Origin of the sequence: Mesorhizobium metallidurans STM 2683 (genome assembly GCF_000350085.1) — a bacterium.
Taxonomy (GTDB): Bacteria; Pseudomonadota; Alphaproteobacteria; order Rhizobiales; family Rhizobiaceae; genus Mesorhizobium; species Mesorhizobium metallidurans.
Window position 1 is genome coordinate 40320 of sequence record NZ_CAUM01000017.1, and the last position, 24110, is coordinate 64429.

28 protein-coding genes are annotated in these 24110 nt (G+C 63.0%); 8 read left to right on the forward strand and 20 right to left on the reverse strand.

The window, feature by feature from the left end:
• Nucleotides 1–27: 27 nt before the first annotated feature.
• The 10 genes from MESS2_RS03930 to MESS2_RS03975 all read right to left on the reverse strand — a co-directional run bounded on the left by MESS2_RS03930 (nucleotide 28) and on the right by MESS2_RS03975 (nucleotide 10757).
• Nucleotides 28–780 carry a nucleotidyltransferase family protein gene (locus MESS2_RS03930; RefSeq protein WP_008872781.1) on the reverse strand — a complete coding sequence of 251 codons (753 nt, stop codon included), beginning with the start codon at nucleotides 778–780 and terminating at the stop codon, nucleotides 28–30.
• Between the two features lie 20 nt (nucleotides 781–800).
• Nucleotides 801–2312 (reverse strand): bifunctional tRNA (adenosine(37)-N6)-threonylcarbamoyltransferase complex ATPase subunit type 1 TsaE/phosphotransferase, encoded by a 1512-nt coding sequence (locus MESS2_RS03935; RefSeq protein WP_008872782.1) that lies wholly within the window; start codon nucleotides 2310–2312, stop codon nucleotides 801–803.
• A gap of 8 nt (nucleotides 2313–2320) precedes the next feature.
• Complete coding sequence (locus MESS2_RS03940) at nucleotides 2321–4882, reverse strand: sensor histidine kinase (protein WP_008872783.1); 2562 nt, start codon at nucleotides 4880–4882, stop codon at nucleotides 2321–2323.
• A 187-nt stretch (nucleotides 4883–5069) separates the two neighbouring features.
• Complete coding sequence (gene ahcY, locus MESS2_RS03945; RefSeq protein ID WP_008872784.1) at nucleotides 5070–6470, reverse strand: adenosylhomocysteinase; 1401 nt, start codon at nucleotides 6468–6470, stop codon at nucleotides 5070–5072.
• Between the two features lie 149 nt (nucleotides 6471–6619).
• Nucleotides 6620–6916, reverse strand: coding sequence for an HPr family phosphocarrier protein (locus MESS2_RS03950; RefSeq protein WP_008872785.1), 297 nt, complete (start codon nucleotides 6914–6916; stop codon nucleotides 6620–6622).
• On the reverse strand, nucleotides 6913–7314 hold the full coding sequence (locus MESS2_RS03955; RefSeq protein WP_006325638.1) for a PTS sugar transporter subunit IIA: 402 nt from the start codon (nucleotides 7312–7314) through the stop codon (nucleotides 6913–6915). Before MESS2_RS03955 ends, MESS2_RS03950 begins: the two co-directional genes overlap by 4 nt.
• A gap of 164 nt (nucleotides 7315–7478) precedes the next feature.
• Nucleotides 7479–7940, reverse strand: a complete 462-nt coding sequence (locus MESS2_RS03960; protein WP_008872786.1) for an HPr kinase/phosphorylase — start codon at nucleotides 7938–7940, stop codon at nucleotides 7479–7481.
• Nucleotides 7922–8122, reverse strand: a complete 201-nt coding sequence (locus tag MESS2_RS03965) for a hypothetical protein (protein WP_157357603.1) — start codon at nucleotides 8120–8122, stop codon at nucleotides 7922–7924. Before MESS2_RS03965 ends, MESS2_RS03960 begins: the two co-directional genes overlap by 19 nt.
• A 30-nt stretch (nucleotides 8123–8152) precedes the next feature.
• On the reverse strand, nucleotides 8153–9937 hold the full coding sequence (locus MESS2_RS03970; protein ID WP_008872788.1) for a sensor histidine kinase: 1785 nt from the start codon (nucleotides 9935–9937) through the stop codon (nucleotides 8153–8155).
• 118 nt (nucleotides 9938–10055) lie between these two features.
• A complete protein-coding gene (locus MESS2_RS03975; RefSeq protein ID WP_081609615.1) occupies nucleotides 10056–10757 on the reverse strand; it encodes a response regulator transcription factor in 702 nt (233 codons plus the stop codon).
• Between the two features lie 329 nt (nucleotides 10758–11086).
• Here MESS2_RS03975 and MESS2_RS03980 point away from each other — a divergent pair, with 329 nt between their 5' ends.
• From MESS2_RS03980 to MESS2_RS03995, 4 genes are all read left to right on the forward strand, one after another.
• Nucleotides 11087–12697, forward strand: coding sequence for a phosphoenolpyruvate carboxykinase (locus MESS2_RS03980; RefSeq protein ID WP_008872790.1), 1611 nt, complete (start codon nucleotides 11087–11089; stop codon nucleotides 12695–12697).
• 109 nt (nucleotides 12698–12806) lie between these two features.
• Nucleotides 12807–13244 carry an alternative ribosome rescue aminoacyl-tRNA hydrolase ArfB gene (arfB, locus tag MESS2_RS03985; protein ID WP_008872791.1) on the forward strand — a complete coding sequence of 146 codons (438 nt, stop codon included), beginning with the start codon at nucleotides 12807–12809 and terminating at the stop codon, nucleotides 13242–13244.
• Between the two features lie 107 nt (nucleotides 13245–13351).
• On the forward strand, nucleotides 13352–13828 hold the full coding sequence (lysM, locus tag MESS2_RS03990) for a peptidoglycan-binding protein LysM (protein WP_008872792.1): 477 nt from the start codon (nucleotides 13352–13354) through the stop codon (nucleotides 13826–13828).
• A gap of 104 nt (nucleotides 13829–13932) precedes the next feature.
• A complete protein-coding gene (locus MESS2_RS03995) occupies nucleotides 13933–14550 on the forward strand; it encodes an alpha-ketoglutarate-dependent dioxygenase AlkB family protein (protein ID WP_008872793.1) in 618 nt (205 codons plus the stop codon).
• 13 nt (nucleotides 14551–14563) lie between these two features.
• Here the strand turns inward: MESS2_RS03995 and MESS2_RS04000 are convergent, their stop codons facing one another.
• The 10 genes from MESS2_RS04000 to hisB form a co-directional block, all read right to left on the reverse strand.
• Nucleotides 14564–15013, reverse strand: a complete 450-nt coding sequence (locus tag MESS2_RS04000; RefSeq protein ID WP_051069030.1) for a GtrA family protein — start codon at nucleotides 15011–15013, stop codon at nucleotides 14564–14566.
• Between the two features lie 85 nt (nucleotides 15014–15098).
• Nucleotides 15099–16058, reverse strand: a complete 960-nt coding sequence (gene coaA / locus MESS2_RS04005; RefSeq protein ID WP_008872795.1) for a type I pantothenate kinase — start codon at nucleotides 16056–16058, stop codon at nucleotides 15099–15101.
• A gap of 24 nt (nucleotides 16059–16082) precedes the next feature.
• Nucleotides 16083–16409: a phosphoribosyl-ATP diphosphatase gene (locus tag MESS2_RS04010; protein WP_008872796.1), complete on the reverse strand. Its 327-nt coding sequence runs from the start codon at nucleotides 16407–16409 to the stop codon at nucleotides 16083–16085.
• Nucleotides 16410–16418: 9 nt separating this feature from the next.
• Nucleotides 16419–17213: an imidazole glycerol phosphate synthase subunit HisF gene (hisF, locus tag MESS2_RS04015; protein WP_040592046.1), complete on the reverse strand. Its 795-nt coding sequence runs from the start codon at nucleotides 17211–17213 to the stop codon at nucleotides 16419–16421.
• A 55-nt stretch (nucleotides 17214–17268) separates the two neighbouring features.
• Nucleotides 17269–18105, reverse strand: a complete 837-nt coding sequence (locus tag MESS2_RS04020; protein WP_008872798.1) for an arginase family protein — start codon at nucleotides 18103–18105, stop codon at nucleotides 17269–17271.
• Nucleotides 18102–18851, reverse strand: coding sequence for a 1-(5-phosphoribosyl)-5-[(5-phosphoribosylamino)methylideneamino]imidazole-4-carboxamide isomerase (hisA, locus tag MESS2_RS04025; protein ID WP_008872799.1), 750 nt, complete (start codon nucleotides 18849–18851; stop codon nucleotides 18102–18104). Before hisA ends, MESS2_RS04020 begins: the two co-directional genes overlap by 4 nt.
• 2 nt (nucleotides 18852–18853) lie before the next feature.
• Nucleotides 18854–19144 (reverse strand): DUF1330 domain-containing protein, encoded by a 291-nt coding sequence (locus tag MESS2_RS04030; protein WP_008872800.1) that lies wholly within the window; start codon nucleotides 19142–19144, stop codon nucleotides 18854–18856.
• A 7-nt stretch (nucleotides 19145–19151) separates the two neighbouring features.
• Nucleotides 19152–19802 (reverse strand): imidazole glycerol phosphate synthase subunit HisH, encoded by a 651-nt coding sequence (gene hisH / locus MESS2_RS04035; RefSeq protein WP_008872801.1) that lies wholly within the window; start codon nucleotides 19800–19802, stop codon nucleotides 19152–19154.
• Between the two features lies 1 nt (nucleotide 19803).
• Nucleotides 19804–20274, reverse strand: coding sequence for a DUF2628 domain-containing protein (locus MESS2_RS04040; RefSeq protein WP_008872802.1), 471 nt, complete (start codon nucleotides 20272–20274; stop codon nucleotides 19804–19806).
• A gap of 4 nt (nucleotides 20275–20278) precedes the next feature.
• Nucleotides 20279–20878: an imidazoleglycerol-phosphate dehydratase HisB gene (gene hisB / locus MESS2_RS04045; RefSeq protein ID WP_008872803.1), complete on the reverse strand. Its 600-nt coding sequence runs from the start codon at nucleotides 20876–20878 to the stop codon at nucleotides 20279–20281.
• Nucleotides 20879–21103: 225 nt separating this feature from the next.
• Here hisB and hslV point away from each other — a divergent pair, with 225 nt between their 5' ends.
• From hslV to hslU, 4 genes are read left to right on the forward strand one after another with little or no spacing between them, the layout of a single operon-like run.
• Nucleotides 21104–21655: an ATP-dependent protease subunit HslV gene (hslV, locus tag MESS2_RS04050; protein ID WP_008872805.1), complete on the forward strand. Its 552-nt coding sequence runs from the start codon at nucleotides 21104–21106 to the stop codon at nucleotides 21653–21655.
• Nucleotides 21645–22157 carry a GNAT family N-acetyltransferase gene (locus tag MESS2_RS04055; protein ID WP_008872806.1) on the forward strand — a complete coding sequence of 171 codons (513 nt, stop codon included), beginning with the start codon at nucleotides 21645–21647 and terminating at the stop codon, nucleotides 22155–22157. The genes hslV and MESS2_RS04055 overlap by 11 nt, the downstream gene beginning before the upstream one ends.
• A 4-nt stretch (nucleotides 22158–22161) precedes the next feature.
• Nucleotides 22162–22761: a DUF2585 domain-containing protein gene (locus MESS2_RS04060; protein WP_008872807.1), complete on the forward strand. Its 600-nt coding sequence runs from the start codon at nucleotides 22162–22164 to the stop codon at nucleotides 22759–22761.
• A 5-nt stretch (nucleotides 22762–22766) separates the two neighbouring features.
• The gene (hslU, locus tag MESS2_RS04065; protein WP_040592038.1) at nucleotides 22767–24080 is read left to right on the forward strand and encodes an ATP-dependent protease ATPase subunit HslU; all 1314 of its coding nucleotides are present in this window, start codon (nucleotides 22767–22769) and stop codon (nucleotides 24078–24080) included.
• Nucleotides 24081–24110: the final 30 nt, after the last annotated feature.

The window sequence follows — 24110 nt, forward strand, 5'->3', positions numbered from 1 at the left end:
AATTGAAGTTGAACCGGTCATCCTGCTCTAGTTCTTTGTCTTTTCGCATGATCTTGCCCGAAAAGCCTGCAACTTTTCGGGATCATGCTCCAGGGCGCCGGCGACCGCCGCTTCCGCAAGCGGAATGGCGTCGGGCGTGCCGACCGTGATCCAACGGCCGTGCATCGCCATGCCGAACAGGCGGCCAGCGGCGATAGCGCTATCGAAATAGGCGTTGAGCGAATGCGGCCCGGCCGGCGCATCCTCGAACAGGCGCGGATGGACGATGGCAGCACCCGCATAGATCAGGCCCGCCGGATCGCCCTTCGAACGCCGCAGGGCGCCGTCCGGCGCCATCAGGAAATCGGTGCCGCCGCTATGTCCGGTCGCTGACTTGATATCCGCAAGCATCAGCAGAATATCCATTTTCGCCGCATCCCATGCAAGGGCAAGGCGGGCGAGATTGGACGCGCCGGCGTCGATCCAGAAGGTGTCGGCGTTGACGATGTAGAAAGGCGCCTTGCCCAGTTCCGGCAAGGCATGGACGATGCCGCCGGCGGAATCGAGCAGTCTTTCGCTTTCGTCCGATATGACCACCTTCGGAGCGTCGCGCCCGGCGACATGCGAGACGATCTGCCCGGGGAGATAGTGGACGTTGACCACGGCCTTGGTGACGCCGGCCTCGGTCAGGCTGTCCAGGCCCCAGTCGAGCAATGTCTTGCCTGATATCTTGACCAGCGGTTTCGGCATCGTATCGGTGATCGGCCGCATGCGCTTGCCAAGCCCGGCGGCGAGCACCATCGCGGTTTTAAGGTGCGCCGTCACAGCGGCCGTTCCTCCAGCAAGCCGTGCGCGACGTAGAAATCCCTGAGGCCGGCCAGCGCCGGATGCGCCAGCGCCCGCCTGAGATAGTCGCGAATGCGCGGCAGGTGCTTGAGATAATAGGGCTTGCCGTCGCGCTTTTCGAGCCGCACGAAAATGCCGAGGATCTTCGAATTGCGCTGCGCCGCCATGATTGCGTAGGTCTCGACGAACGCCTCCTCATCGAAGCCGCCGGCCGCGTGGCGCGCCGCGATATAGGCATCCAGCGTGTGCTTCTCGATGTCGGGCGATACTGTGACACGGGCATCCATCGCCAGCGAGGCAACGTCATAGGCGGACGGGCCGATCAGCGCGTCCTGGATGTCGACGATGCCAAGGCGGTCATGGCCGGAGCGGTCGCCGCGCCAGATGATGTTGGGTGAGTGAAAGTCGCGCAACATCAGCGTGTATTCGCGATCCCGCAGCCGGTCGAGAACCGCGTTCCATTCCCTGTGGTAGCCGGCTCGCAAGGTATCGCTGGCCGGGCCGCCGGTCAGCATCGGCACATACCAATCGACCAAAAGATCGGCCTCGATCATCATCGCGTCACGGTCGAAGGGCGGCACGTCGTGGAAGATGCCGGGGGCGGCTTGCATCCGCGCGGGCCAGGCCTTGCCATGCATCATGGCCAACAGTTCGGCCGCCGCCGCATAGCGCTCGGCGACCGGCTGACCATCGCTGCCAAGGAACCCTTCGGCGCCGAGATGCTCAAGCAACAAAAAGCCCTGGTCGAGATCCTCGGCGTGGATTTGCGGCACGCTGACGCCGGCGGCCAGCAATGCCTTGTCGATGGCGACGAAGGCCGTGACGGATTGCGCCGAATGGGCGATTGCCGCATAGGGCTTGCCGTCGCGGACCGGTGGCCCGAGCACCAGCCTGGGCGAGTTCATCAGGACACGCGGCGGCAGTCCGGCTAACGAAACGACCTCATAGGAGCGGGCCGAGGCGTCGCCGACGAAATATCGTCTTTGCGCGTCGCCCCAGCCGGCCTCGTCCAGAAAATCGCGCATGGCCAGCGATCGCGCCGCGCGCTCGAAGGCAGCGCCCTGTCCCGACAATCTCGCCAGGCGGCCCTCGCCCTGAAGGGCAAGTTCGATCAGCACCGAGGTCTCGGGCAGATAGGGCCCTGCCCGTTCCGGCCACTCGACCAGCGCAGCACCTTGCGCCAAAGCCTCATCGAAACCCAGTTCGTCGAGCTCTGACGCCGCGGACAAGCGATAGAGGTCGAAATGATGTACGGGAACGCGCGCCTCATAGCTCTGGACGAGCGTGAAGGTCGGGCTCGGCACGTCGAGGCCGGCGTCCTCGGCCATCGCCCTGATCAGCGCCCGCGCCAAACTCGACTTGCCGGCGCCGAGATCGCCCTTCAGCGCCAGCACGTCGCCGGGCCGCAGCGACATGGCCAGATCCTCGCCGAGCCTTGCGGTCGCAGCCTCGTCGGCGAGAAATCGCTCCAGCACCATGCCCGCCATCGAGCGCGCTACTCGGCCGCGGCGCGGATGCCCGGCGTGTCGGGAAAGGCACAGATGACAGTGGTGCCCTTGTCCTTGCCGGTCTCGATGCGGACGCTGCCGCCATGCAGTTCGACAAAACTCTTGACGATCGACAGGCCGAGGCCGGCGCCGCGCCGGCGGCCGCCATTGGTGCGTGGTTCGAAACGGCGGAACACCGAATCGAGCAGGTCCGGCGGCATGCCGGGGCCATCGTCATGAACGGAGAATTCCACGCCTTCGGCAAGCTGGCGGCAGGCGAGCGTGATGGTGCTCGCCTCCGGCGCGTAATTCGCCGCGTTGCTCAACAGATTGTAGAGGATCTGGCGGATGCGAATCTCGTCGCCATGGAAGGTTTTTGGCGCCGCGGCCGCATCGATCTTGAGCTTGATCGAATGCTCCTCCAGCCGGTCGGCCACCAGTTCGGCGGCGGCGGCGATGGTCCGGTCGATGTGAACCTCGGAGATGTCGAGCTGCATGATGCCGGCATCCACCGTCGCCAGATCGAGGATGTCGTTGACTATGGTGAGCAGCACCGAGGACGACGACCCGACATGCTCGACATATTCGCGCTGCTTCCGGCTCAACTGCCCGGTCGACGGTAAGGAAAGAAGCTCGGTGAAGCCGATGATGTTGGTGAGCGGCGAGCGTAGTTCATAGGAGACGTGCTGCACGAACTCGTTCTTGAGCTGGTCGGATTTTTCCAGCGCCTCGTTCTTGTCCTTCAGCGCCCGCTCGACATTGACGCTGTCGGTGACGTCGACGAAGGTCATCATCACCTGCCCGTTGGGCAGCGGGATCATCGCGTAGCGCAGCACGGTGCCGTCGTTCAGCTCGGTCTGGCCATGGCGGTCGCGGCGCTCGTCGTCGAAGCCGGTGATGGCGGCGACGAACCCGCCCCAGGGACTGCCGGCGGCACGTTGATCGCAGAAATCGCGGATCGTGGAAACGTGGACGTTTGGCTTGGCGGTGTCGGCGTCCAGCCGCCAAAGCGTCGCGAATGCCGGATTCGACAGTCTGAGCCTGCCGTCCGGGCCGAACACAGCCACGCCTTCGGCAAGGTTGTCGAGCGTCTCGCCCTGGACCCGCACCGCGGTCTGGTAACGGCTTTCGAGGTCCATCTTTTCGGTCAGGTTCTCGAACACCCAGGTGACGCCGCCCTTGGGCTGCGGATTGGCGATGACGCGGATGGTCTTGCCGTCCGGTAGATGCCACCAATGCTCCTGCGACTCGACCGCGCGATAGGCGCCGAGCAGGCTCTCCTTCCAGCGCCGCCATTCGGGCTGCTCGGCGATCTTGCCTTCGCTGCGCAGCCGGTCGAGCAACAAGGCGTTGTCGGGAGCGCTGTGCAGGAAGCCGCTGTCGAGGCCCCATAGTTTCTGGAAGGCCTGGTTGAAGAAGCGCAGCTTCTCGTCGGTGTCGAAAATCGCCACGGCGGTGTTGAGTTGGTCGAGCGTATCGGCATGGCTCTGCACGGTCCGTTCATATTCGCCGCGGATGGCTTCGATGGCGCTGGTGTCGCTGGCAAGACCCGCCGATCCGTCCGCGCCGGCGAAGTCGGTCACGGCGAACATGCGCCGGTCGCCCCCGATCACGGTGGAAAGCGTCTGCTCGAAGACGGGATGCGACTTGTGCTGCGCGGCGATCGCATCGCGCGCCTGGCCGCCCAGGAATTCCTTGGCATCGCGAACGGCGACTTCGGCGTTCTGCGCCTCGACGGCCTCGGCATAGGCGCGGTTGACCCACTTCAGCCGCCCGTCGGTGGTGCGCAGCCATGACGGCATGTTGAGCGCGTCGAGAAGGCCTATCATGGTGTCGTAATCAGCGGCGAGGCGCTGGTTCTCGATCTTCAGCCTGGCCTCGCTGCGCTGCGTTTGCGAGAGCGAGACGAAGCGCACAAGCACATGTGCCGCGCTCTTGCGTCCATGCACTTCGAGCGGCGCGCCGACCAGGGATTCGATGACAAGATCGAACGGCTTGGCCTTTTCGCGCAACCCCGCCACGGCATGTTCTAGCGCCGCCGCCGAGCGCGGCATCAACCAGCGGCCGAAGGCAAGGAAAGCGGCCCGGTCTTCCGGGGCGCCGCTCTCGAGCGGCAATGTGCCGATGATTTCAGGCTTCTTGTTTTCCGAGGCCCATACAACCACGCGCTGGTCGCGCGTGTTGAGCAGCGCCTCGGAACGCTGCAGTGCTGCGTTGACATCGGCGATGCGGGACCTCAGTTCGAGGTTTTCCGCCGAGGTGCGTGCCCGCTCGCGGATCAGAACGATGGCCGACAGGAGCGCGGCGCCCATGACGCCGACGAACACGGCGAGCTGCATGACCTCGACCGTGCTGACCGGCAGCGCGGCCTTGCGCACGCCAGTGGTTTCAGCATGCGCCGCAAAACCAAGCAGCGGCCCGGCAAGCGCGGAGGAAGAAAGCAATTTCGCGACGCGAATGCCAGCGCGCCACAAGAGGCCGCCGCCTTCGGCAGCGGAGCCGGTAACACCCGAATCGTTACGGCCGCCGGAAACGGCCTGTCCCGCGCAAAGCGGGTAATCCCCCGGCATGTCTTGGTCCTCTTCGCCGCCTGAATGCAAGACCGGCCTGATCGTGTGCGTCGGCCCTCGTCCCCGGACCGCGAATCAGCACCATAGCGCTTGCGCGAATCGGCGTGAAGAATCAATCAGCGCAAAAATAAGCCGGGCGAAAAGTCAATCGCCCGGCGTCAATATCTAGTGGTAATTTGCGCTGTGGTTAATAGCGGTAGTGTTCCGGCTTGAACGGTCCCTTCGGAGTCACGCCGATATAGGCGGCCTGTTCGCCCGACAGTTCGGTGAGGCGGGCGCCGAGCTTGTCTAGATGCAGGCGCGCGACCTTTTCATCGAGATGCTTGGGCAGGACATAGACCTGGTTCTCGTACTGGCCGGGCTTGGTGTAGAGCTCGATCTGCGCCAACACCTGATTGGTGAAAGACGCCGACATGACGAAGCTCGGATGGCCGGTGGCGTTGCCGAGATTGAGCAGGCGGCCTTCCGACAAAAGGATCATCCGCTTGCCGTCCGGGAAGGTGATCAGGTCGACCTGCGGCTTGATGTTGGTCCATTTCAGATTGCGCAGCGACGCCACCTGGATCTCATTGTCGAAGTGGCCGATATTGCCAACGATCGCCATGTCCTTGAACGACCGCATGTGGTCGAGAGTGACGACGTCCTTGTTGCCGGTGGTGGTGATGACGATGTCGGCCGTCGGTGCCGCATCTTCGAGCGTGACGACTTCGAAGCCGTCCATCGCCGCCTGCAATGCGCAGATCGGATCGACCTCGGTGACCTTGACGCGGGCGCCGGCGCCCTTCAGCGAGGCCGAAGAGCCCTTGCCGACGTCGCCATAACCGCAGACGACCGCAACTTTGCCCGCCATCATCGTGTCGGTGCCGCGGCGAATGCCGTCGACCAGCGATTCCTTGCAGCCATATTTGTTGTCGAATTTCGACTTGGTCACGGAATCGTTGACGTTGATGGCCGGGAACGGCAGCAGGCCCTTCTTCTGCAGCTGGTAGAGCCGGTTGACGCCGGTCGTCGTCTCTTCGGTGACGCCGCGGATCGCTTCCTTCTGCTTGGTGAAGAAGCCGGGCGAGGCCTTCATGCGCTTCTTGATCTGCGCAAACAGGATTTCCTCTTCCTCGCTGCCCGGATTGGACAGCACGTCCTCGCCGGCCTCGGCACGGGCGCCGATGAGGATGTACATGGTGGCGTCGCCGCCATCGTCGAGGATCATGTTGGAGGTGCCGCCATCGGCCCACTGGAAGATCTTGTCGGTGTAGACCCAATAGTCCTCGAGCGTCTCACCCTTGACGGCGAAGACCGGAATGCCCGCCTCGGCAATGGCCGCGGCGGCGTGGTCCTGGGTCGAGAAGATGTTGCAGGAGGCCCAGCGGATATCGGCGCCGAGTTCCTTCAGCGTTTCGATCAGCACCGCCGTCTGGATGGTCATGTGCAGCGAACCGGTGATGCGCGCGCCCTTGAGCGGCTTGGCCTTGCCGAATTCCTCGCGGCAGGCCATCAGACCCGGCATTTCGGTTTCGGCGATCTCGATTTCCTTGCGGCCCCAGCCGGCAAGCGAAATGTCGGCGACCACATAGTCCTTGCTACCCGTCATGGCAGTGCTCCGATCAAGAATTGTTTTTACGGATGCGCCCGCGCCGGAAGGCGTCGAAGGGCGCTAAGTGCCGGCCTGACTAGCAGATCGCCGGCCGCACGACAATGGGATATAAAGAAATCTTTATCCGTGCATGTCTTACGGAGATGTTAGACTTCCTCACCGAAGCGGGAAGCGACCAGCCGCTCCAGCGCGTCGATGACCTCCGCGGCCTGCGGACCGCTGGCGGTGACGCGGATCGAGAAACCGGGGCTCGCGGCCAGCATCATAAGACCCATGATCGAGGTGCCGCCGACCTTGACGCCATCCTTCTCGACATGGACCGTGGCATTGAAGCCGCTGGCGAGCTGAACGAATTTCGCCGAGGCGCGGGCATGCAGGCCACGCTGGTTGACGATCGGAAACTCCCGGACGATTTCATCCTTTTGCGACGACAGCGCGTTCATTTGCTGCTCAGGAGCTGACTGGCGACGTTGATGTATTTGCGGCCGGCGGCCTGCGCCTCATCGAGCGCGGCCGTCATGTTGTCGCCCTTGCGAATGCTGGACAGCTTGATCAGCATCGGCAGGTTCATGCCGGCAATGACCTCGGTGCGTCCGGACTCCATCACCGAAATGGCAAGATTTGACGGTGTGCCGCCGAACATGTCGGTCAAGACGATGACGCCCGCTCCCGTGTCGACGCGGGCAACGGCATCGACAATATCGCGGCGGCGCTGCTCCATATCGTCCTCGGCGCCGATCGCCACGGTCTCGAAATTGTCTTGTGGCCCGACGACATGTTCCACGGCATGGCGGAACTCGGCGGCCAGTTGACCGTGCGTTACAAGCACGAGTCCGATCATGCGTTGGTGGCTCCCGTCATCGCCGCTTCACAGGCGCTTTTTATGCTCGCCGGCCATTCCAGGCGGCGGGAGCGCTATCTTGTCGACGCGAGGCCCGTTGACAAGCCCAAAATTGCGCCGGCCCGGGCCATTTTGACGCATTGCAGCAAAAAATCGAAACCGGATCATAAAAAAGGCGCGATGGAGAGCCGCGCCATCACCGCCGGCAAGGCCGTGGCGGCGTTACGCTCGGCAAGGTCGATGCGCGGCACCGGACAGCCTGCCACCGGCTCGCTGATTTCCTCCTGGAAACGGGCCATTTCCGCCTTCGGCACCAGCCGGACATGCAGGTCGATCACCCCCCCCGGCTCGAACGGCAGCGGGCGCGGCATGAACCCAGGCACTTCGGCAAGACCGGCGATGGCCGCCGGCACGCGACAGACCAGCCGCCCGGCGTGGGTCACCGCGAGCAGCCTGTCGTCGCCGATAAGCCGCGAAAACAGCCCGCGTGCGCGGCAATGGTCCAGGAGCGTCAGCGCCAGCGTCGTCTTGCCCGAACCGGATGGCCCGGTGACGAGGACGCCACGCTCGCCGATCAGCAGCGCCGTGCCGTGAATGTTTTCAGCGTTCACAACAGCATCAGGCATGATCTCGTCCGAAAACCGGTCCCACTTTTCGGGATCATGTTTTTTGGATCAAGCATGATCTTGTCCGAAAACCGGTTCCCACCTTTCGGGATCATGCCTTGTGGATCAAGCATGATCTTGTCCAAAAACCGGTTCCCACTTTTTGGGATCATGCCTTTTGGATCAAGCATGATCTTGTCCAAAAACCGGCTCCCACTTTTTGGGATCATGCTTCAGCCTTCGGCCGGCAGCGTGACGACGAAGCGCGCGCCCTTGATCTCGCCGGGCTTGGTGCCGGGGATGTTCTCGGCGGTCAGCGTGCCGCCATGGGCTTCGACGATCTGCCTGGATATCGACAAGCCAAGGCCTGAATTCTGGCCGAACGCCTCGCCGGCCGGCCGGTCGGTGTAGAAGCGTTCGAAGATGCGCTCGATGTTGTCGGCCCGGATGCCTGGACCATTGTCGTCGATGGTGACGATGTTGACCTTGCCGGCGCGCTCCAGCGAAATAGCGATGTGGCCGCGTTCCTCGGGAACGAAGGAGCGGGCATTCTCGATCAGATTGGTGATGACCTGGCCGATCCTCAGATCATGGCCGGTGACGAAGTAGCCCTTGACGCCCTGCGGCATCTTGGCGACCTTGAGCTCGATCTCGACGGACTTCTTGTTGCGCGTGGTTTCGCGCGAGACGGCGACGAGGTCGGTGATGAATTTCTTCAGGTCGACCGTTCCCGCGTCTTCCCGCGCGAGCTCGGCGTCCAGGCGGGAGGCATCGGAAATATCGGTGATGAGACGATCCAGGCGGCGCACATCGTGCTGGATGATCTCCATCAGCCGGCCACGCGAATTGTCGTTCTTGGCCAGCGGCAAGGTTTCCACCGCGCTGCGCAGCGAGGTGAGCGGGTTCTTCAGCTCATGCGAGACGTCGGCCGCGAAACTCTCGATCGCCTCGATACGGGCATAGAGCGCATTGGTCATGTCGCGCACGGCGATCGACAGATTGCCGATCTCGTCCTGGCGGTCGGAGAAGTCCGGGATTTCCTCGCGGTTCTTGACGCCGCGCCGCACCCTGACCGCCGCCGCCGACAGCCGGCGCAGCGGATTGGCGATGGTCGAGGCCAAGAGCATCGACAGGATGGCCGTGACAAGGGCTGCGATACCGAAGACGCGCAGGATCGCCTTGCGCTCGGCAGCGACGATCTTGTCGATGTCGCCGCCTTCGGTCGATAGCATCAGCACGCCGAGGACGGCGCGGAAGCGCTGGATCGGCACGGCGACCGAAACGATCTGCTCGCCCTGTTCGGAAATCCGCACAATGGTCGACGGGCTGCCGGTGAGCGCCTTGACCACCTCGGGAAATGCCGCGCCATTGCCGCCTGGCTGCTCGTGGTAGACAGGCAATGCGGTGTTGCGGAAGAAGTCGAAGACGAATTTCTGGATCCGCTCGACGAGGTCGGGCTCTTCCTCCTCGACGGGGGGCAGGTCGTAGCGAAGGATCTGGCCGCGCGAATAGAGATGGCGGGAATCGAGCAACAGGTTGGCGTCGCGGTCGTAGATGCGGGCGCGCGTCCGCGTCGGCGAGATCAGCCGCCTGAGCACGGGGGCGACGCGCTCCGGATTGATCGGGAAATCCAGATTGTCGAGCTGGTCGGAGCCGGGACCAAGGCTTTCGCCGGCCTGCAGTTCGAGCAGCTTCTCCGGGTCGATGCTGATCGAATCGGTCTCGACCGTGGCCGAGGCGGCGATCGCGCCGGCGATGATCTCGCCCTGCGTCATCAGGCTTTCGACCCGGGCATCGATCAGCCCGTCGCGGAACGTATTGAGGTAGAGAATGCCGGTGACCAGCACGGCAAGGCCGGCGAGGTTGAGAAAGAGGATGCGCCGCGTCAGGCTGGAAAAGATATGATGGCCGAGGAACCGGCGCATCGGCACCGTTATCTTCGACAGGAACGCGGGCAGAATCCGCGACGGGCGCCTGGCAGCGCCCGCCCTTCTAACCCGCTCTACGTCCACTGCCATCGAATAGCAGTCCCTGTCTGGTGAATGGTAAATGGTAAATGGAAAAATGGGCGCCTAAGATAGGCCAGATCCATACCAGATCCATAAAGGACCCGCGCACTATTCACCATTCACGGCCTCACGCTTCGCGGAACCGGTATCCGACTCCGTAAAGGGTTTCGATCATCTCGAAGTCGTCATCGACGGCCTTAAACTTCTTGCGCAGCCGCTTGATGTGGCTATCGATGGTGCGGTCGTCGACATAGACCTGTTCATCATAGGCCGAATCCATCAGCGCATCACGGCTTTTCACCACGCCGGGACGCTGGGCCAGCGAATGCAGGATCAGGAATTCGGTGACGGTCAGCGTCACCGGCTCGCCCTTCCAGGTGCAGGTGTGGCGCTCCTGGTCCATGACAAGCTGGCCGCGCTCGAGCGAGCGGGCCTGCTGGTTGGGCGTCTTGGCCGCCGCCTCGCGGGCGCTGGCCCGGCGCAGCACGGCGCGGACCCGCTCGACCAGAAGACGCTGCGAGAAGGGTTTGCGGATGAAGTCGTCGGCGCCCATCTTGAGGCCGAAAAGCTCATCGATCTCGTCGTCCTTGGAGGTCAGGAAGATCACCGGCAGGTCGGATTTCTGACGCATCCGGCGCAGCAGTTCCATGCCGTCCATGCGTGGCATCTTGATGTCGAGGATGGCAAGATTCGGCGGGCGGGCCGCCAGGCCTTCCAGCGCCGACGCCCCATCCGTATAGGTCTCGACGCGATATCCCTCCGACTCAAGGGCGATCGACACCGACGTCAGAATATTGCGGTCGTCGTCGACAAGCGCGATTGTTGCCATTTCAAGCGGCTCCCTCATGAGCTGTCCCTTCTTTGGTAGAGAAGGGGCTTTTGCAGGACAAATTAGGTACAAAATGTGGCATAGGCTTCGTTCGCTGTCACCAGCGGCTTGCCGGCGGCCACAAGCGCACCTCGATATGGATTGGACGAACAAGGGTCGCCAATCCTTTGGGTAACCACCGAACTTTTTACACATATAAACGATTTAAACAACTTTCAAATTTTTTAAATCGATTAATGATTTGATATCATTCGGCTTTTCTGGTTCTGACCCTTATGGGTGCCGGAAATTCGCCGGCCAGGATGCGGCAAACGAAGAAGGAACACTTGATGTCGGAAGCCGGCAAACGCAATTCCGCATATGCGATCGATCGGATCGGCCTGAGCACCACTGGCATGGTGCGCTACAATTTCGAGGCGCCCGCCCTTTACGAGGAAGCGATCCGCCGCGGCGAGGCCCGGCTCACTGCCCATGGCGCGCTCGTCGCCGAGACCGGACAGCACACCGGCCGCTCGCCCAAGGACAAATTCATCGTGCGCGACGGCGCCACCGAGCCGCATGTGTGGTGGGACAACAACAAGGCGATCTCGCCGGACCAGTTCGACACGCTGCTTGCAGATTTCCGCGCGCATGCGGCGGACAAGAACCTTTATGTACAGGATCTGGTCGGCGGCGCCGACGAGGACCTGAAACTGCCGACCAGGGTCATCACGGAGCTTGCCTGGCACTCGCTGTTCATCCGCAACCTGCTGATCCGCCCGGAGGCGGCCGCGCTCGAGCACTTCGTGCCCGACATGACGATCATCGACCTGCCGTCGTTCCGCGCCGACCCGGCCCGCCACGGCACCCGCACCGAAACGGTGATCGCCGTCGATTTCTCGCGCATGATCGTGCTGATCGGCGGCACCTCCTATGCCGGCGAAATGAAGAAGTCGGTGTTTACCATGCTCAACTATTTGTTGCCGGCGAAGGGCGTCATGCCGATGCATTGCTCGGCCAATGAAGGTGCCGACGGCAGCGCCGCCATCTTCTTCGGCCTGTCGGGAACCGGCAAGACGACACTGTCGGCCGATCCCGCGCGTGCGCTGGTCGGCGACGACGAGCACGGCTGGGGGCCGCACGGCATCTTCAATTTCGAAGGCGGCTGCTATGCCAAGACGATAAAGCTTTCGGCGGAAGCCGAACCGGAAATCTTCGCCACCACCCGGCGCTTCGGCACGGTGCTGGAGAATGTCGTGCTCGACGCGGCCCGCGTGCCGGATTTCGACGACGGCAGGCTGACCGAGAATACGCGCTGCGCCTACCCGCTCGACTTCATCGCCAATGCCAGCAGGACGGGACGCGCCAACCATCCGAAGAACATCATCATGCTGACCGCCGACGCCTTCGGCGTGATGCCGCCGATCGCGCGGCTGACGCCGGCGCAGGCGATGTACCATTTCCTTTCCGGCTATACCGCCAAGGTGGCGGGAACCGAAAAGGGCGTGACCGAGCCCGAAGCGACATTCTCGACCTGTTTCGGTGCACCGTTCATGCCGCGCCATCCCTCGGAATACGGCAATCTGCTGCGCGAGCTGATCGCCCGCCACGGCGTCGATTGCTGGCTGGTCAACACCGGCTGGACCGGCGGCGCCTACGGCACCGGTAAGCGGATGCCGATCAAGGCGACGCGGGCGCTGCTTGCCGCCGCCCTCAACGGCTCGCTGAAAACGGCCGATTTCCGCACCGACACCAATTTCGGTTTCGAAGTGCCGGTGGCGGTCGCGGGCGTCGATCCTACAATCCTCGATCCGAGATCGACCTGGACCGACAGATCGGCCTATGACCGGCAGGCGGCCAGGCTGGTCGGCATGTTCGCGGTCAATTTCGAAAAATTCGAGACCCATGTCGACGCCACGGTGCTGGGCGCGGCGCCGCGCCTGCAGGAAGCCGCCGAGTAGAGCGCTTCTGGCAGACTGAACGCATCGCAAAGGCCCGATGCGGGATCGGGAAGGCCCAACCCGGGAATCGGGCCTTTTCTTTTTTCATTTGCCGCGCCATGACTGCGGCATGAACGCCGACGACAAGATCATCATTGCCGACGATGCGGTGATCCATCCGGATGACCTGCACGAGGACTTCATCCGTTCCTCCGGCCCGGGCGGCCAGAACGTCAACAAGGTGGCGACGGCGGTGCAGTTGCGCTTCGATGCGGCCAATGCGGCGGGCCTGTCGGAGCGTGTGCGCGCGCGGACCATAAAACTTGCCGGCCAGCGCGCCACCAAGGACGGCGTCATCGTCATCGAAGCCGGCCGTTTTCGCACGCAGGAGCAGAACCGGGCGGACGCGCGGTCAAGGCTGACAACGCTTGTGGCCAAGGCCGCCGAGCCGCCGCCGCCGCCGCGCAAGAAGACAAAGCCGTCGAAAGGTGCGGTAGAACGCCGCCTCAAGACGAAAGCCGGACGGTCGACGGTGAAAAAGCTGCGCGGCCGGATCGCTGACGATTAGGACGCACAAAGCAGGCTCCAGCGACGTCGATTGCACGGTCGAAACAGCTTCCAATTCAAGGTTGCAAATGGCAAGTTCGGTGTCGGCCACAGCAAGGGAGACCACAGATGGGCATGTTTGATTTCGTCAAGGGCGTCGGCAAGAAGCTCGGCTTCGGCGGCGGCGATGAGGCGGTGCCGACCGCCGATACGCTGAAGAAGGAACTCGATTCACACGATCTCGGCACCGACAATGTGGAAGTCGTCGTCAAGGGCGACACGGCCGTGCTGAAGGGCGTGGTCAAGGACCAGTCGATCTTCGAAAAGGCAGTCATCGCCGTCGGCAACACGCTCGGCGTGTCCAAGGTCCAGGCTGACGAATTGCAGGTTGCCACACCCGAAGCCGGCGCGCCCGCAACGCCGGCCAAGGAACCGACCTTTTATACGGTCAAGAAAGGCGACAACCTCTGGAAGATCGCCGAAAAGAGCTATGGCAAGGGCAAGGGCGCGAAGAACAACATCATCTTCGAGGCCAACAAGCCGATGCTGACCCACCCGGACAAGATCTATCCGGGCCAGGTTTTGCGGATACCGGATCTCGACTAGAGCCAAGCACATCACCATTGAGAAGGAACGGCGGCTTTCGGGTCGCCGTTTTTGTTCGTTGGTGGCATTGTCCGCCGGATGAACCCGATGAAGCGACCAAGCTGATGCTCGTTTTGCCCAAAGGCGTCCGCCACATGCCCGGCTACCTGTCGCGCCCCGTTCAGGAGGCGCTGGTCGAGGAAGTGAGACGGGTCGTGCAGGAGGCTCCCCTGTTCGTGCCGGCGATGCCGCGCAGCGGCAAGGAGATGAGCGTGCGCATGACCAATTGCGGCGCGCTCGGCTGGGTCACCGACAAGGAGCGCGGCTATCGCTACCAGCCGACGCACCCGTTGACCGGAGCGCCCTGGCCGCCAATCCCGGAGGCGCTGCTGGAGCTGTGGCGCGAAGTGTCGGCCTATCCGCATCCGCCTGAGGCCTGCCTGGTCAATTTCTATGCGCAGGACGCGAAAATGGGGCTTCACCAGGACCGCGACGAGACCGATTTCTCGGCGCCGGTGGTCTCCGTCTCGCTCGGCGACGATTGTCTGTTTCGGGTCGGCCAGAACACGCGTGAAGGCGGCACGAAATCGTTCAGGCTGAAGAGCGGCGATGTCGTCGTGCTTGGCGGTGAAGGCCGCCTCAGCTTTCACGGCGTCGACCGCATCTATCCCTCGACCTCGGCGTTGCTCAGGAATGGCGGGCGGATCAATCTGACGCTGCGGCGGGTGACGGTGCCTGGCTAGCCTTCGCAATCGGTCACTTGTCGTGGCCTGCCATGGAACGGCCAGAAAAGATCCAGCGTTCGAGAACGACAAAGTTGACCAGCGGAATGAGAATGCAGGTGAGCAGTATCGGAACCGAAACTGGCAGGCCGAATTGCCCGACGAGAAGCGTCGGCAGAAGGTAGGCGACGGCAAGGCCGCACCCGGTCAACACGGCGAAACGCGGCGCCTCGAAGCGATGCGAACCGGCCGACATGAAGGTGAAGAACTTGTGGCCGAGATAGGAGAAGATCGCCGCGACCGCATAGGCGGCGAGAGAGGCCAGGGCCGGCGACAGATATCCCGACCCGGCGCTGGCGAAGAGACTGGCGCAAAGCGCGTAGACGACCGTGGCCGCAAGTCCGACCGAAGCGAATTTCAGCAGCCGGCGCGGCGCAAATGTGGTGCGCCAGGCGGAAACATCAGGCAGGCGTGTTGCAGGCATATCGATCACGGACCGCTCCCGGCCCCGCTGGAATTATCAGCCAGACGCTAGTCAGGATAGGCTAAGGCGCCGTTAACCCGTGTCGTTACAGCTTCCTCAGCGCCACTTCCTCGACAAGATGATTGGTACCTTTGCGCAGGATCAGATCGGCGCGGGCCCTGGTCGGCAGGATATTCTCGCGCAAATTCTTCAGGTTGATGTTGGCCCACAGACCTTCGGCGATGGCGCGGGCCGCTCCCTGCGAAAGTTGCGAATAGCGGTGGAAGAAGGAGTCCGGGTTGCGGAAAGCGGTCTCGCGCAGCCGCATGAAGCGGGCGATGTACCACTGATGGATCAGCTCCTCTTCGGCATCGATATAGATGGCGAAGTCGAAGAAGTCCGACAGGAAGGGCACGATCTTGCCGTCCTTCGGCAGCTTGCCCGGTTGCAGGACGTTGATGCCCTCGAAGATCAATATGTCCGGCCGGTCGATGGTCTGGAACTCGCCGGGAATGACGTCATAGGTCAGGTGCGAATAGACGGGCGCGCGGACACTACGCTGCGCCGACTTTATCCCCGACAGGAAACGCAGCAGCGCCCCGACATCATAGCTGTCGGGAAAGCCTTTTCGTTCCATGAGGTTGTCGCGGCGCAAGATCTCGTTCGGCAACAGGAAGCCGTCAGTGGTGACGAGATCGACCTTGGGGCTCGATGGCCAGCGCGCCAGCAATTCCTTGAGCACGCGTGCCGTGGTCGATTTGCCGACAGCGACGGAGCCGGCAATGCCGATGATGAAGGGCGTCTTGACCACGTCTTGCGCGTTGAAAAAGACCTGCCGTTGCCGGAACAGCAGCTGACTGGCCTCGACATGCGCCGACAAAAGCCGCGACAGCGAGAGATAGATGCGCTTGACCTCTTCGAGGTCGACCGGGTCGTTGAGCGAGCGCAGGCGGTTGATTTCATCTTCGCTGAGCGTCAGCGGCGTGTCGGCGCGGAATTGCGACCATTGCTCGGCCGAGAAGAAACGATACGGTGAATACTTCTCGGTGGGAGCGAGCTGGTCCATCGAGTTTCCTGCCCTCCGCAGCGATCAGCCCCGGTCCTGCCGAGACGCCTTTTCGGCGATACCCGAACGCCCGGTGCGGGTTTCGAGCTCTTTGAGCACGTCGCTTAGCGGAACACCTGCGATGCCGAGCACGACGAGCCAATGATATATAAGATCGGCACTTTCCGAAACGAGAGCCTTTTTGTCGTTGCGGACGGCAGCGATCACCGTTTCGACCGCCTCTTCGCCAAGCTTCTGCGCGGCCTTGTCGATGCCTTTGGCAAACAGTTTCGCCGTCCATGACTCCGGGTCGCCGGAATGGGCGCGTTGATTGATGATCTTTTCCAGCTCGGCGAGCGAAAATTGAGCCATGGCAGCCGTTTAAGACCGATGAACCGGCGAGTCCAGTCGCATCGGCAGGCCGGCTCTGGCCATATGCGCCTTGGCTTCGGCGATGGAGTAGGTGCCGAAATGGAAGATCGACGCCGCCAGCACTGCACCTGCGTGGCCGTCGCGAATGCCCTCGACCAGGTGATCGAGCGTGCCGACGCCACCGGAAGCGATGACCGGCGCGCGCACCGCGTCGGCCACCGCGCGGGTCAGCGCGATGTCGTAGCCGGCCTTGGTGCCGTCGCGGTCCATCGACGTCAGCAGGATCTCGCCGGCGCCGCGTTCGACCATCCGCCGAGCGAAGTCGACCGCGTCGATGCCGGTCTTTTCGCGGCCGCCATGGGTAAAGATCTCCCAGCGGTCGGCCTCGCCCTTGCCGGAAACCTTCTTGGCGTCGATGGCGACGACGATGCACTGGTTGCCGAACTTGTCGGCCGCCTCGGTGACGAAATCCGGGTTCTTCACCGCCGCCGTGTTGATCGACACCTTGTCGGCGCCGGCCAGCAGCAGCTTCCTGATGTCGGCGACCTGGCGAACGCCGCCGCCGACCGTCAGCGGCATGAAGCATTGCTCTGCGGTGCGGGCGACGACATCGAAGATGGTTTCGCGATTGTCGGATGAAGCGGTGATGTCGAGAAAGCAGAGCTCGTCGGCGCCGGCGGCGTCATAGGCCTTGGCCGCCTCGACCGGATCGCCGGCATCGACCAGGTCGACGAAATTGACGCCCTTGACGACGCGCCCGTTCTTGACGTCGAGACAGGGAATGACACGGGCCTTCAGCATCAGCGGCTCTCCACCGTGGCGAGCAGATCGGTGAGCAAAATGACACGGGCCTTCAGCATCAGCGGCTCTCCACCGTGGCGAGCAGATCGGTGAGCAATTGGCCGACCAGTGGCGGCACGTCCTCCTGTGCGTCGAATGCCGGGTCATAGGCCGAAATGGTGATGCCGACGACGGGCAGCAACCGGGCCATGTCGCAGACCGCCTGGCGCAACTCCGCAGGGGCAGGGCCGCCCGGATGCGCGTAACGGTTGGCCTGCAATTCTTCGGGGTTGTGGACATCGAGATCGAGATGCATATGCACTCGGGCCGCGCCAACGGTCTTTAGCCGTTCAGCGGCCTTGGCCACGCCCGGGCATTCCGTTCGAATGACCGGCAGCGTCGCCAGCAGTTCAGTCTCCGCAGGGTCGAGATCGCGGGCATTGATGAGCACGCAGCGCGAAGGATCGATCGCATGGAAGTCGGGAATCGCCGACGCCATCGGCCGCCAGCAGAGCCCCAGAACGGCGGCCAGCGCCATGCCGTCGAGAAAGCCGTATATCGATGTCTCGGGCGTGTTGAGGTCGCCATGCTGGTCGGCCCAGACGATCGCATCGGCCTCCTCGCCGGCGACCGCACCGGCGCTGGTCAGGCAGTTGCCTGCAAGAACGATCGGGAACCGTCCATTGTCGCGGGCAGCCCGAACTTCGGTTGCAACGGCATTACAGACTGCGAAGCCCGTTGCAATTTCGCGCTCCTGCGCGTCGCCGACCTTGCCTATATCCTTGACAGCGATGTCGTGACCGGCCAGCGTCATGGCTTCGATCAGCCCGCCTGATATCAGCGCATCTGGCCCCTGGCCGCAGCCGCCGTGAAAGTGGCCGCTGTCATAGGGCGCGAGGATGATCGAGAGTTTCATCGCGCCCTCGCCTTCTCCGGTCCAGACGTCAGGATCGCCAGCGCCTCGGCCGGATCGATGCGCCCGTCATAGAGGGCGCGGCCCGAGATGGCGCCTTCGAGTTTGCGCGCATCCGGCATGGTCATGCGCACGATGTCGGCGATCGAGGCGAGGCCTCCCGAGGCAATCACCGGGATCGACACCGCGTCGGCGAGATCGATGGTGGCGTCCCAGTTGATGCCGGTCAAAACGCCATCGCGGTCGATGTCGGTGTAGATGATGGCAGCAACGCCGGCGCCTTCGAATTTTCTGGCCAGTTCGATGACGCCCAGGCTCGAGGCCTCGGCCCAGCCCTCGACCGCCACCTTGCCTCCCTTGGCGTCGATGCCGACGGCGATCTTGCCCGGAAAGGCCTTGCAGGCCTGCCTGACCAGATCGGGATCGCGCACCGCCACAGTGCCGAGGATGACGCGGGCAAGCCCGCGGTCGAGCCAGTCCTCGATCTGCTCCAGCGTGCGGATGCCGCCGCCGAGTTGGACCGGGTTCCTGGTCGCCTTGAGGATGGCGCCGACCGCCGCGCTGTTGACGCTCTGGCCCTTGAAGGCGCCGTTAAGGTCGACGACGTGCAGCCATTTGAAGCCCTGCTCTTCAAAGGCTCGGGCCTGTGCCGCCGGATCGTCATTGTAGATGGTCGCGGTCGCCATATCGCCGTGCTTCAGGCGCACGCACTTGCCGTCTTTGAGGTCGATGGCCGGAAACAGGATCACTTTCAGGCGCCCTCGACGATCGCGAAATGGCCGGTCGAAGACGCAACGCGGTTCTGCAGCGCCGTCTGGTAGGCCGGAGACCGGTAACAGCTCAGAGCCGTCTCATAGGAATCGAACTCGACCACGACATGCCTGTCAAAATCCGATCCCTCGGGGTTCGTGACCTGTCCGCCGCGCACGAGATAGCGGCCGCCGAAGCGCGAGACGGCATCGCCAATGGCGTCACGATAGCGCTGGTAGCCCTCCGGATCGGTCACCGTGAGCATCACCAGCCAATAGCCCTTCTTGCTCATGATTCTCTCAAGGCCTCCAGCGCAGGAAATTGGTGATCAGCGCCAGGCCCAGCGCCTGGCTCTTTTCGGGATGGAATTGCGTGCCCACAAGATTGTCGCGGGCAACGGTGGCCGTCACCGCGCCGCCATAGTCGGCGGTCGCCAGAACCTCATCCGGCTTCGTCGCATCGAGGTGGTAGGAATGCACGAAATAGGCGTGCAATCCCTTGGCTCCGGTCGCAATGCCGGAAAACAACGGATGCTTGCGCCTGAGCTCGATCGTGTTCCAGCCGATCTGCGGAATCTTGAGCGCCGGATCGGCGGGTGTGATTTCCTTGACGTCGCCGGCGATCCAGCCGAAGCCTTTGGTCACCGTCTTTTCCAGACCACGCTCCGACATCAGCTGCATGCCGACGCAGATGCCGAGAAACGGCCGTCCCTTGGCGATCGCGACCTCTTCCACCGCGTCCCACATGCCCTCGACGGCGCGCAAGCCGGCCGCGCAATCGGCATAGGCGCCGACACCGGGCAGCACGATGCGGTCGGCGGCGCGGACGCGTTCGGCATCGGCGGTCAGGTCGATGGTCGCGGCGATGCCGGCTTCGTGCGCGGCGCGCTCGAAGGCCTTGGTGGCCGAGCGCAGATTGCCCGAGCCGTAGTCGATGATGGCAACCCGCATGTCAGGGCTTTCCCGGAATGTGGGTCAATCCCAGCGTCATGCCAGTCTGCGCCGGCCGGGCATAGGCGGCGTCCGGAACGATGCGCGGCGTAGGCGCCAGTTGGTCGGGTCGAGCGTCGGCTTCCAGCGCATAGCGCGTGTCGGCGTCGTCGAGCCTGTCGGCCTCGACGACGCCCCATTCATGCCAGCCACGGCGGCGCAGTGCTGCAATCCGCAAGGCCGCCCCCTCCAGCCCGACATAGAGCGATACGAGCAGCGACAAAAGCGATCCGGGCAGCCCGAGGCTCAGTTTTTCGGCAAGCATCGAAAGAGCTGCCATGGCGACAAAAGCCAGGGCCGCTTCTATCCACAAGCGATGCCAGGCGAGCCACAGCGGCGGCACCAGGAAGCCGAGCCAGGAAAAGCCGTCCCGGACAAAGGTCGTATCGGCCTTTTCGCCGCTCGGCGGTTCCATCACGACATAGATGGCCATCAGCCTATCCCTTCAGAGACCCCTTGGTGGAAGGAACCGCGTCGGGCTGGCGCGGGTCAGGTTCAAGGGCTGCCCGCAAAACGCGGGCCACCGCCTTGAAGCAGGTCTCGGCAATGTGGTGATTGTTGGCGCCATAGTGGTTGGTGACATGCAGTGTGATGCCGGCATTCTGCGCCAGCGCCTGGAAGAACTCGCGCACCAGCTCGGTGTCGAACGTGCCGATCTTCGGCGACGAGAAGGAGACGTTCCAGACCAGGAAAGGGCGGCCGGAGACATCGATGGCGGCCCGTGTCAGCGTCTCGTCCATGGCGAGATCGATCGAGGCATAGCGCATGATGCCGCGCCGCTCGCCCAGCGCCTTGGCCAGCGCCTGGCCGAGCGCGATACCCGTGTCCTCGACCGTGTGGTGATCGTCGATATGCAGGTCGCCCCTGGCCTTGACCGTCATGTCGATCAGCGAGTGGCGCGACAACTGGTCCAGCATGTGGTCGAAGAAGCCGACGCCCGTCGCGATATCGGACTTGCCCGAGCCGTCGACATGGACCGATACGGAAATATCGGTTTCCTTGGTCTTGCGGCTTATCTCGGCGGAACGGGGCGCCATGATCTTGTCCTTGTCCCAGGTTTGCACACTCTGGAGCTCAACCTGCTTGAAAACGAAAGCCTTCTAGCAGCATGATCCGGCGATTGCCAGTTGCCATGCGGGGCGGTAAGGCGCCTTGCGGATGGCCGGTTTGCAATCGTTCACCCCATGCATACATATGGCCAATCAAAGTCACTCGTACCGTGCCAATCGCCTTTGAAGGGATGGCGCGAATCGGAGCAGCACATGTCAAATGAACTGACCATGCACGCCACGACCATCGTAACGGTGCGCAAGGGCAGCAAGGTGGTCATCGCCGGCGACGGCCAGGTCAGCCTTGGCCAGACCATCATGAAGGGCAATGCCAGGAAAGTGCGCCGCATCGGCAAGGGCGGCAATGTCATTGCCGGCTTCGCCGGCGCCACCGCCGACGCCTTCACCCTTCTGGAGCGGCTGGAAGCCAAGCTCGAACAATATCCGGACCAGTTGACGCGCGCCTGCGTCGAGCTCGCCAAGGACTGGCGCACCGACCGCTATCTGCGCCGGCTGGAAGCGATGATGCTGGTTGCCGACAAGTCGGTTTCGCTGGCACTGACCGGCACCGGCGACGTGCTGGAACCCGAATATGGCGTCATGGCCATTGGATCGGGCGGCAATTATGCGCTGGCGGCTGCGCGCGCGCTGATGGATAGCGACAAGGATGCCGAGGAGATCGCCCGCAAGGCGATGCAGATCGCGTCCGATATCTGCGTCTACACCAACAACAATTTTGTTGTCGAAACGCTCGATGCCGCCTGAGGCGATTCTGCACTACGATTTTCGGCCGGTGACCGAGAAGGACCTGCCGATGATCGCCGGCTGGCTGGCCGAGCCGCATGTCGCGGAATGGTGGGATGATCCGGAAAAAGAGATCGCCGATATCCGTGAGCATATCGATAGCATTTCCGTCGAGCCGTTGATCATCGAACTCGACGGCAGGCCGATCGGCTATCTGCAGAGCTACGATCCGCATCTGGAGGACGGCCATCCCTATAGCGACCAGCCGTTCGGCACGCTCGGCATCGACCTGTCGATCGGCAGGCCGGAGCTTGTCGGACGCGGTCACGGCTCGGCCATTGTGCGGCAATTCGCCGAACAGCTCTTCGAGGAGGGCGCGCCGCGTGTCATCATCGACCCGGATCCCGCCAATGCACGGGCCATTCGCGCCTATGAAAAAGCCGGATTCCGGGCGATAGATCGGCGGCAATCGGAATATGGCGACGTCGTGCTGATGGCGATTGACGCCGAAGAGGGGCAATAGCAGCATGGGCACATCCGACGCCGACAAGACCCTGTCGGCCTATGAAGACAGTTGGCGGATGGGGCTTCTGCTTGCGCTGGCGCTGGTCATCTTTCAGGCCGGTGTCCTCTACGGCATGGGCCATCCGCCGATCTGCACCTGCGGTTATGTGAAACTCTGGCATGGGGTGGTGCAGAGCTCGGAGAATTCCCAGCATATTTCCGACTGGTACACGCCCTCGCACATCATCCACGGCTTCCTGTTCTATGCGCTGGCGAAGTTTCTGTTCCCGCGCTCGCCGATCGGACTGCGGCTGGCCTTCGCGGTGGCCATAGAGGGCGGCTGGGAACTGCTGGAGAACAGCCCGTTCATCATCGAGCGCTATCGCGCCGGCACGATTTCGCTCGATTACTATGGCGACAGCATCATCAATTCGGTGTCGGACACGCTGGCCATGGTGCTGGGATTTGTGATGGCGCGAAGGCTTCCTATATGGGTGATCGTCAGCCTCGCCCTGATCTTCGAACTGGGCACCGGCTACTTCATCCGGGACAATCTGACGCTCAACGTGATCATGCTGCTGCATCCGTTCGAGGTCATCAAGCAGTGGCAAAGTGGAATTTGAGTGATATGAGCACATTTTCTCCCCGCGAAATCGTTTCGGAACTAGACCGTTTCATCATCGGCCAGAAGGACGCCAAGCGCGCCGTGGCCATCGCCTTGCGCAATCGCTGGCGCCGCCAGCAGCTTCAAGGCCAGATGCGCGAAGAGGTGATGCCGAAGAACATCCTGATGATCGGGCCGACCGGCGTCGGCAAGACCGAGATTTCGCGCCGCCTGGCGCGGCTTGCCGGCGCGCCCTTCGTCAAGGTCGAGGCGACCAAATTCACCGAGGTCGGCTATGTCGGCCGCGACGTCGAGCAGATCATCCGCGACCTGGTCGAGATCGCCATTGGCCTGGTGCGCGAAAAGATGCGCGAGGACGTCAAGGCGCGCGCGCATGTCAACGCCGAGGAACGGGTGCTGGAAGCGCTGGTCGGCAAGACGGCGAGCCCGGCGACGCGCGACTCCTTCCGCAAGAAGCTGCGCGACGGCGAGCTCGACGACAAGGAGATCGAGATCGAGGTGGCCGATACCGGCAATGGCGGCATGCCAGGCTTCGAGATTCCCGGCATGCCGGGCGCCAATATCGGCGTGCTCAACATCAACGACATGCTGTCGAAGGCGATGGGCGGCAAGAAGACCAAGACGCGCAAGACGACGGTGAAGGAGTCCTACGCGCTGCTGGTCGGCGACGAGTCAGACAAATTGCTCGACCAGGACGAGGTGGTGCGCCGGGCGCTCGAATCGACCGAAAACGACGGCATCGTCTTCCTCGACGAGATCGACAAGATCGCCTCGCGCGAAGGCGGCATCGGCGCCGGCGTGTCGCGCGAAGGCGTGCAGCGCGACCTCTTGCCGCTGGTCGAAGGCACCACGGTGGCAACCAAGTATGGACCGGTGAAGACGGATCACATCCTGTTCATCGCATCGGGTGCGTTCCATGTCGCCAAGCCGTCCGACCTGTTGCCGGAGCTGCAGGGCCGGCTGCCGATCCGCGTCGAGCTCAGGGCGCTGGAGAAGGACGATTTCGTCCGCATCCTGACCGAGACCGAGGCCAGCCTGATCAAGCAGTATATCGCGCTGATGAAGACCGAGGGCGTCGATCTCGTCTTCACCGACGACGCCATCGATTCGCTTGCCGGCATCGCCGTCGATCTCAACGCCAGCGTCGAGAATATCGGCGCCAGACGCCTGCAGACGGTGATGGAGCGGGTGCTGGACGAGATTTCCTACGACGCGCCGGACCGCAACGGCACGGCCGTCACCATCGACGCCGCCTATGTGCAGAAGCATGTCGGCGACTTGTCCAGAAACACGGATTTGTCGCGATTCATCCTGTAAGCCAGAATAATACTGCTGGATAGGGTCGAG

Bases quoted from the DNA above. Each gene is read 5' to 3' on its own strand.
- MESS2_RS03930 (WP_008872781.1), bottom strand. From the start codon at position 780: ATGGTGCTCGCCGCCGGGCTTGGCAAGCGCATGCGGCCGATCACCGAT.
- MESS2_RS03935 (WP_008872782.1), bottom strand. From the start codon at position 2,312: ATGGCGGGCATGGTGCTGGAGCGATTTCTCGCCGACGAGGCTGCGACC.
- MESS2_RS03940 (WP_008872783.1), bottom strand. From the start codon at position 4,882: ATGCCGGGGGATTACCCGCTTTGCGCGGGACAGGCCGTTTCCGGCGGC.
- ahcY (WP_008872784.1), bottom strand. From the start codon at position 6,470: ATGACGGGTAGCAAGGACTATGTGGTCGCCGACATTTCGCTTGCCGGC.
- MESS2_RS03950 (WP_008872785.1), bottom strand. From the start codon at position 6,916: ATGAACGCGCTGTCGTCGCAAAAGGATGAAATCGTCCGGGAGTTTCCG.
- MESS2_RS03955 (WP_006325638.1), bottom strand. From the start codon at position 7,314: ATGATCGGACTCGTGCTTGTAACGCACGGTCAACTGGCCGCCGAGTTC.
- MESS2_RS03960 (WP_008872786.1), bottom strand. From the start codon at position 7,940: ATGCCTGATGCTGTTGTGAACGCTGAAAACATTCACGGCACGGCGCTG.
- MESS2_RS03970 (WP_008872788.1), bottom strand. From the start codon at position 9,937: ATGGCAGTGGACGTAGAGCGGGTTAGAAGGGCGGGCGCTGCCAGGCGC.
- MESS2_RS03975 (WP_081609615.1), bottom strand. From the start codon at position 10,757: ATGGCAACAATCGCGCTTGTCGACGACGACCGCAATATTCTGACGTCG.
- MESS2_RS03980 (WP_008872790.1), top strand. From the start codon at position 11,087: ATGTCGGAAGCCGGCAAACGCAATTCCGCATATGCGATCGATCGGATC.
- arfB (WP_008872791.1), top strand. From the start codon at position 12,807: ATGAACGCCGACGACAAGATCATCATTGCCGACGATGCGGTGATCCAT.
- lysM (WP_008872792.1), top strand. From the start codon at position 13,352: ATGGGCATGTTTGATTTCGTCAAGGGCGTCGGCAAGAAGCTCGGCTTC.
- MESS2_RS03995 (WP_008872793.1), top strand. From the start codon at position 13,933: ATGCTCGTTTTGCCCAAAGGCGTCCGCCACATGCCCGGCTACCTGTCG.
- MESS2_RS04000 (WP_051069030.1), bottom strand. From the start codon at position 15,013: ATGCCTGCAACACGCCTGCCTGATGTTTCCGCCTGGCGCACCACATTT.
- coaA (WP_008872795.1), bottom strand. From the start codon at position 16,058: ATGGACCAGCTCGCTCCCACCGAGAAGTATTCACCGTATCGTTTCTTC.
- MESS2_RS04010 (WP_008872796.1), bottom strand. From the start codon at position 16,409: ATGGCTCAATTTTCGCTCGCCGAGCTGGAAAAGATCATCAATCAACGC.
- MESS2_RS04020 (WP_008872798.1), bottom strand. From the start codon at position 18,105: ATGAAACTCTCGATCATCCTCGCGCCCTATGACAGCGGCCACTTTCAC.
- MESS2_RS04030 (WP_008872800.1), bottom strand. From the start codon at position 19,144: ATGAGCAAGAAGGGCTATTGGCTGGTGATGCTCACGGTGACCGATCCG.
- hisH (WP_008872801.1), bottom strand. From the start codon at position 19,802: ATGCGGGTTGCCATCATCGACTACGGCTCGGGCAATCTGCGCTCGGCC.
- MESS2_RS04040 (WP_008872802.1), bottom strand. From the start codon at position 20,274: ATGGCCATCTATGTCGTGATGGAACCGCCGAGCGGCGAAAAGGCCGAT.
- hisB (WP_008872803.1), bottom strand. From the start codon at position 20,878: ATGGCGCCCCGTTCCGCCGAGATAAGCCGCAAGACCAAGGAAACCGAT.
- hslV (WP_008872805.1), top strand. From the start codon at position 21,104: ATGTCAAATGAACTGACCATGCACGCCACGACCATCGTAACGGTGCGC.
- MESS2_RS04055 (WP_008872806.1), top strand. From the start codon at position 21,645: ATGCCGCCTGAGGCGATTCTGCACTACGATTTTCGGCCGGTGACCGAG.
- MESS2_RS04060 (WP_008872807.1), top strand. From the start codon at position 22,162: ATGGGCACATCCGACGCCGACAAGACCCTGTCGGCCTATGAAGACAGT.
- hslU (WP_040592038.1), top strand. From the start codon at position 22,767: ATGAGCACATTTTCTCCCCGCGAAATCGTTTCGGAACTAGACCGTTTC.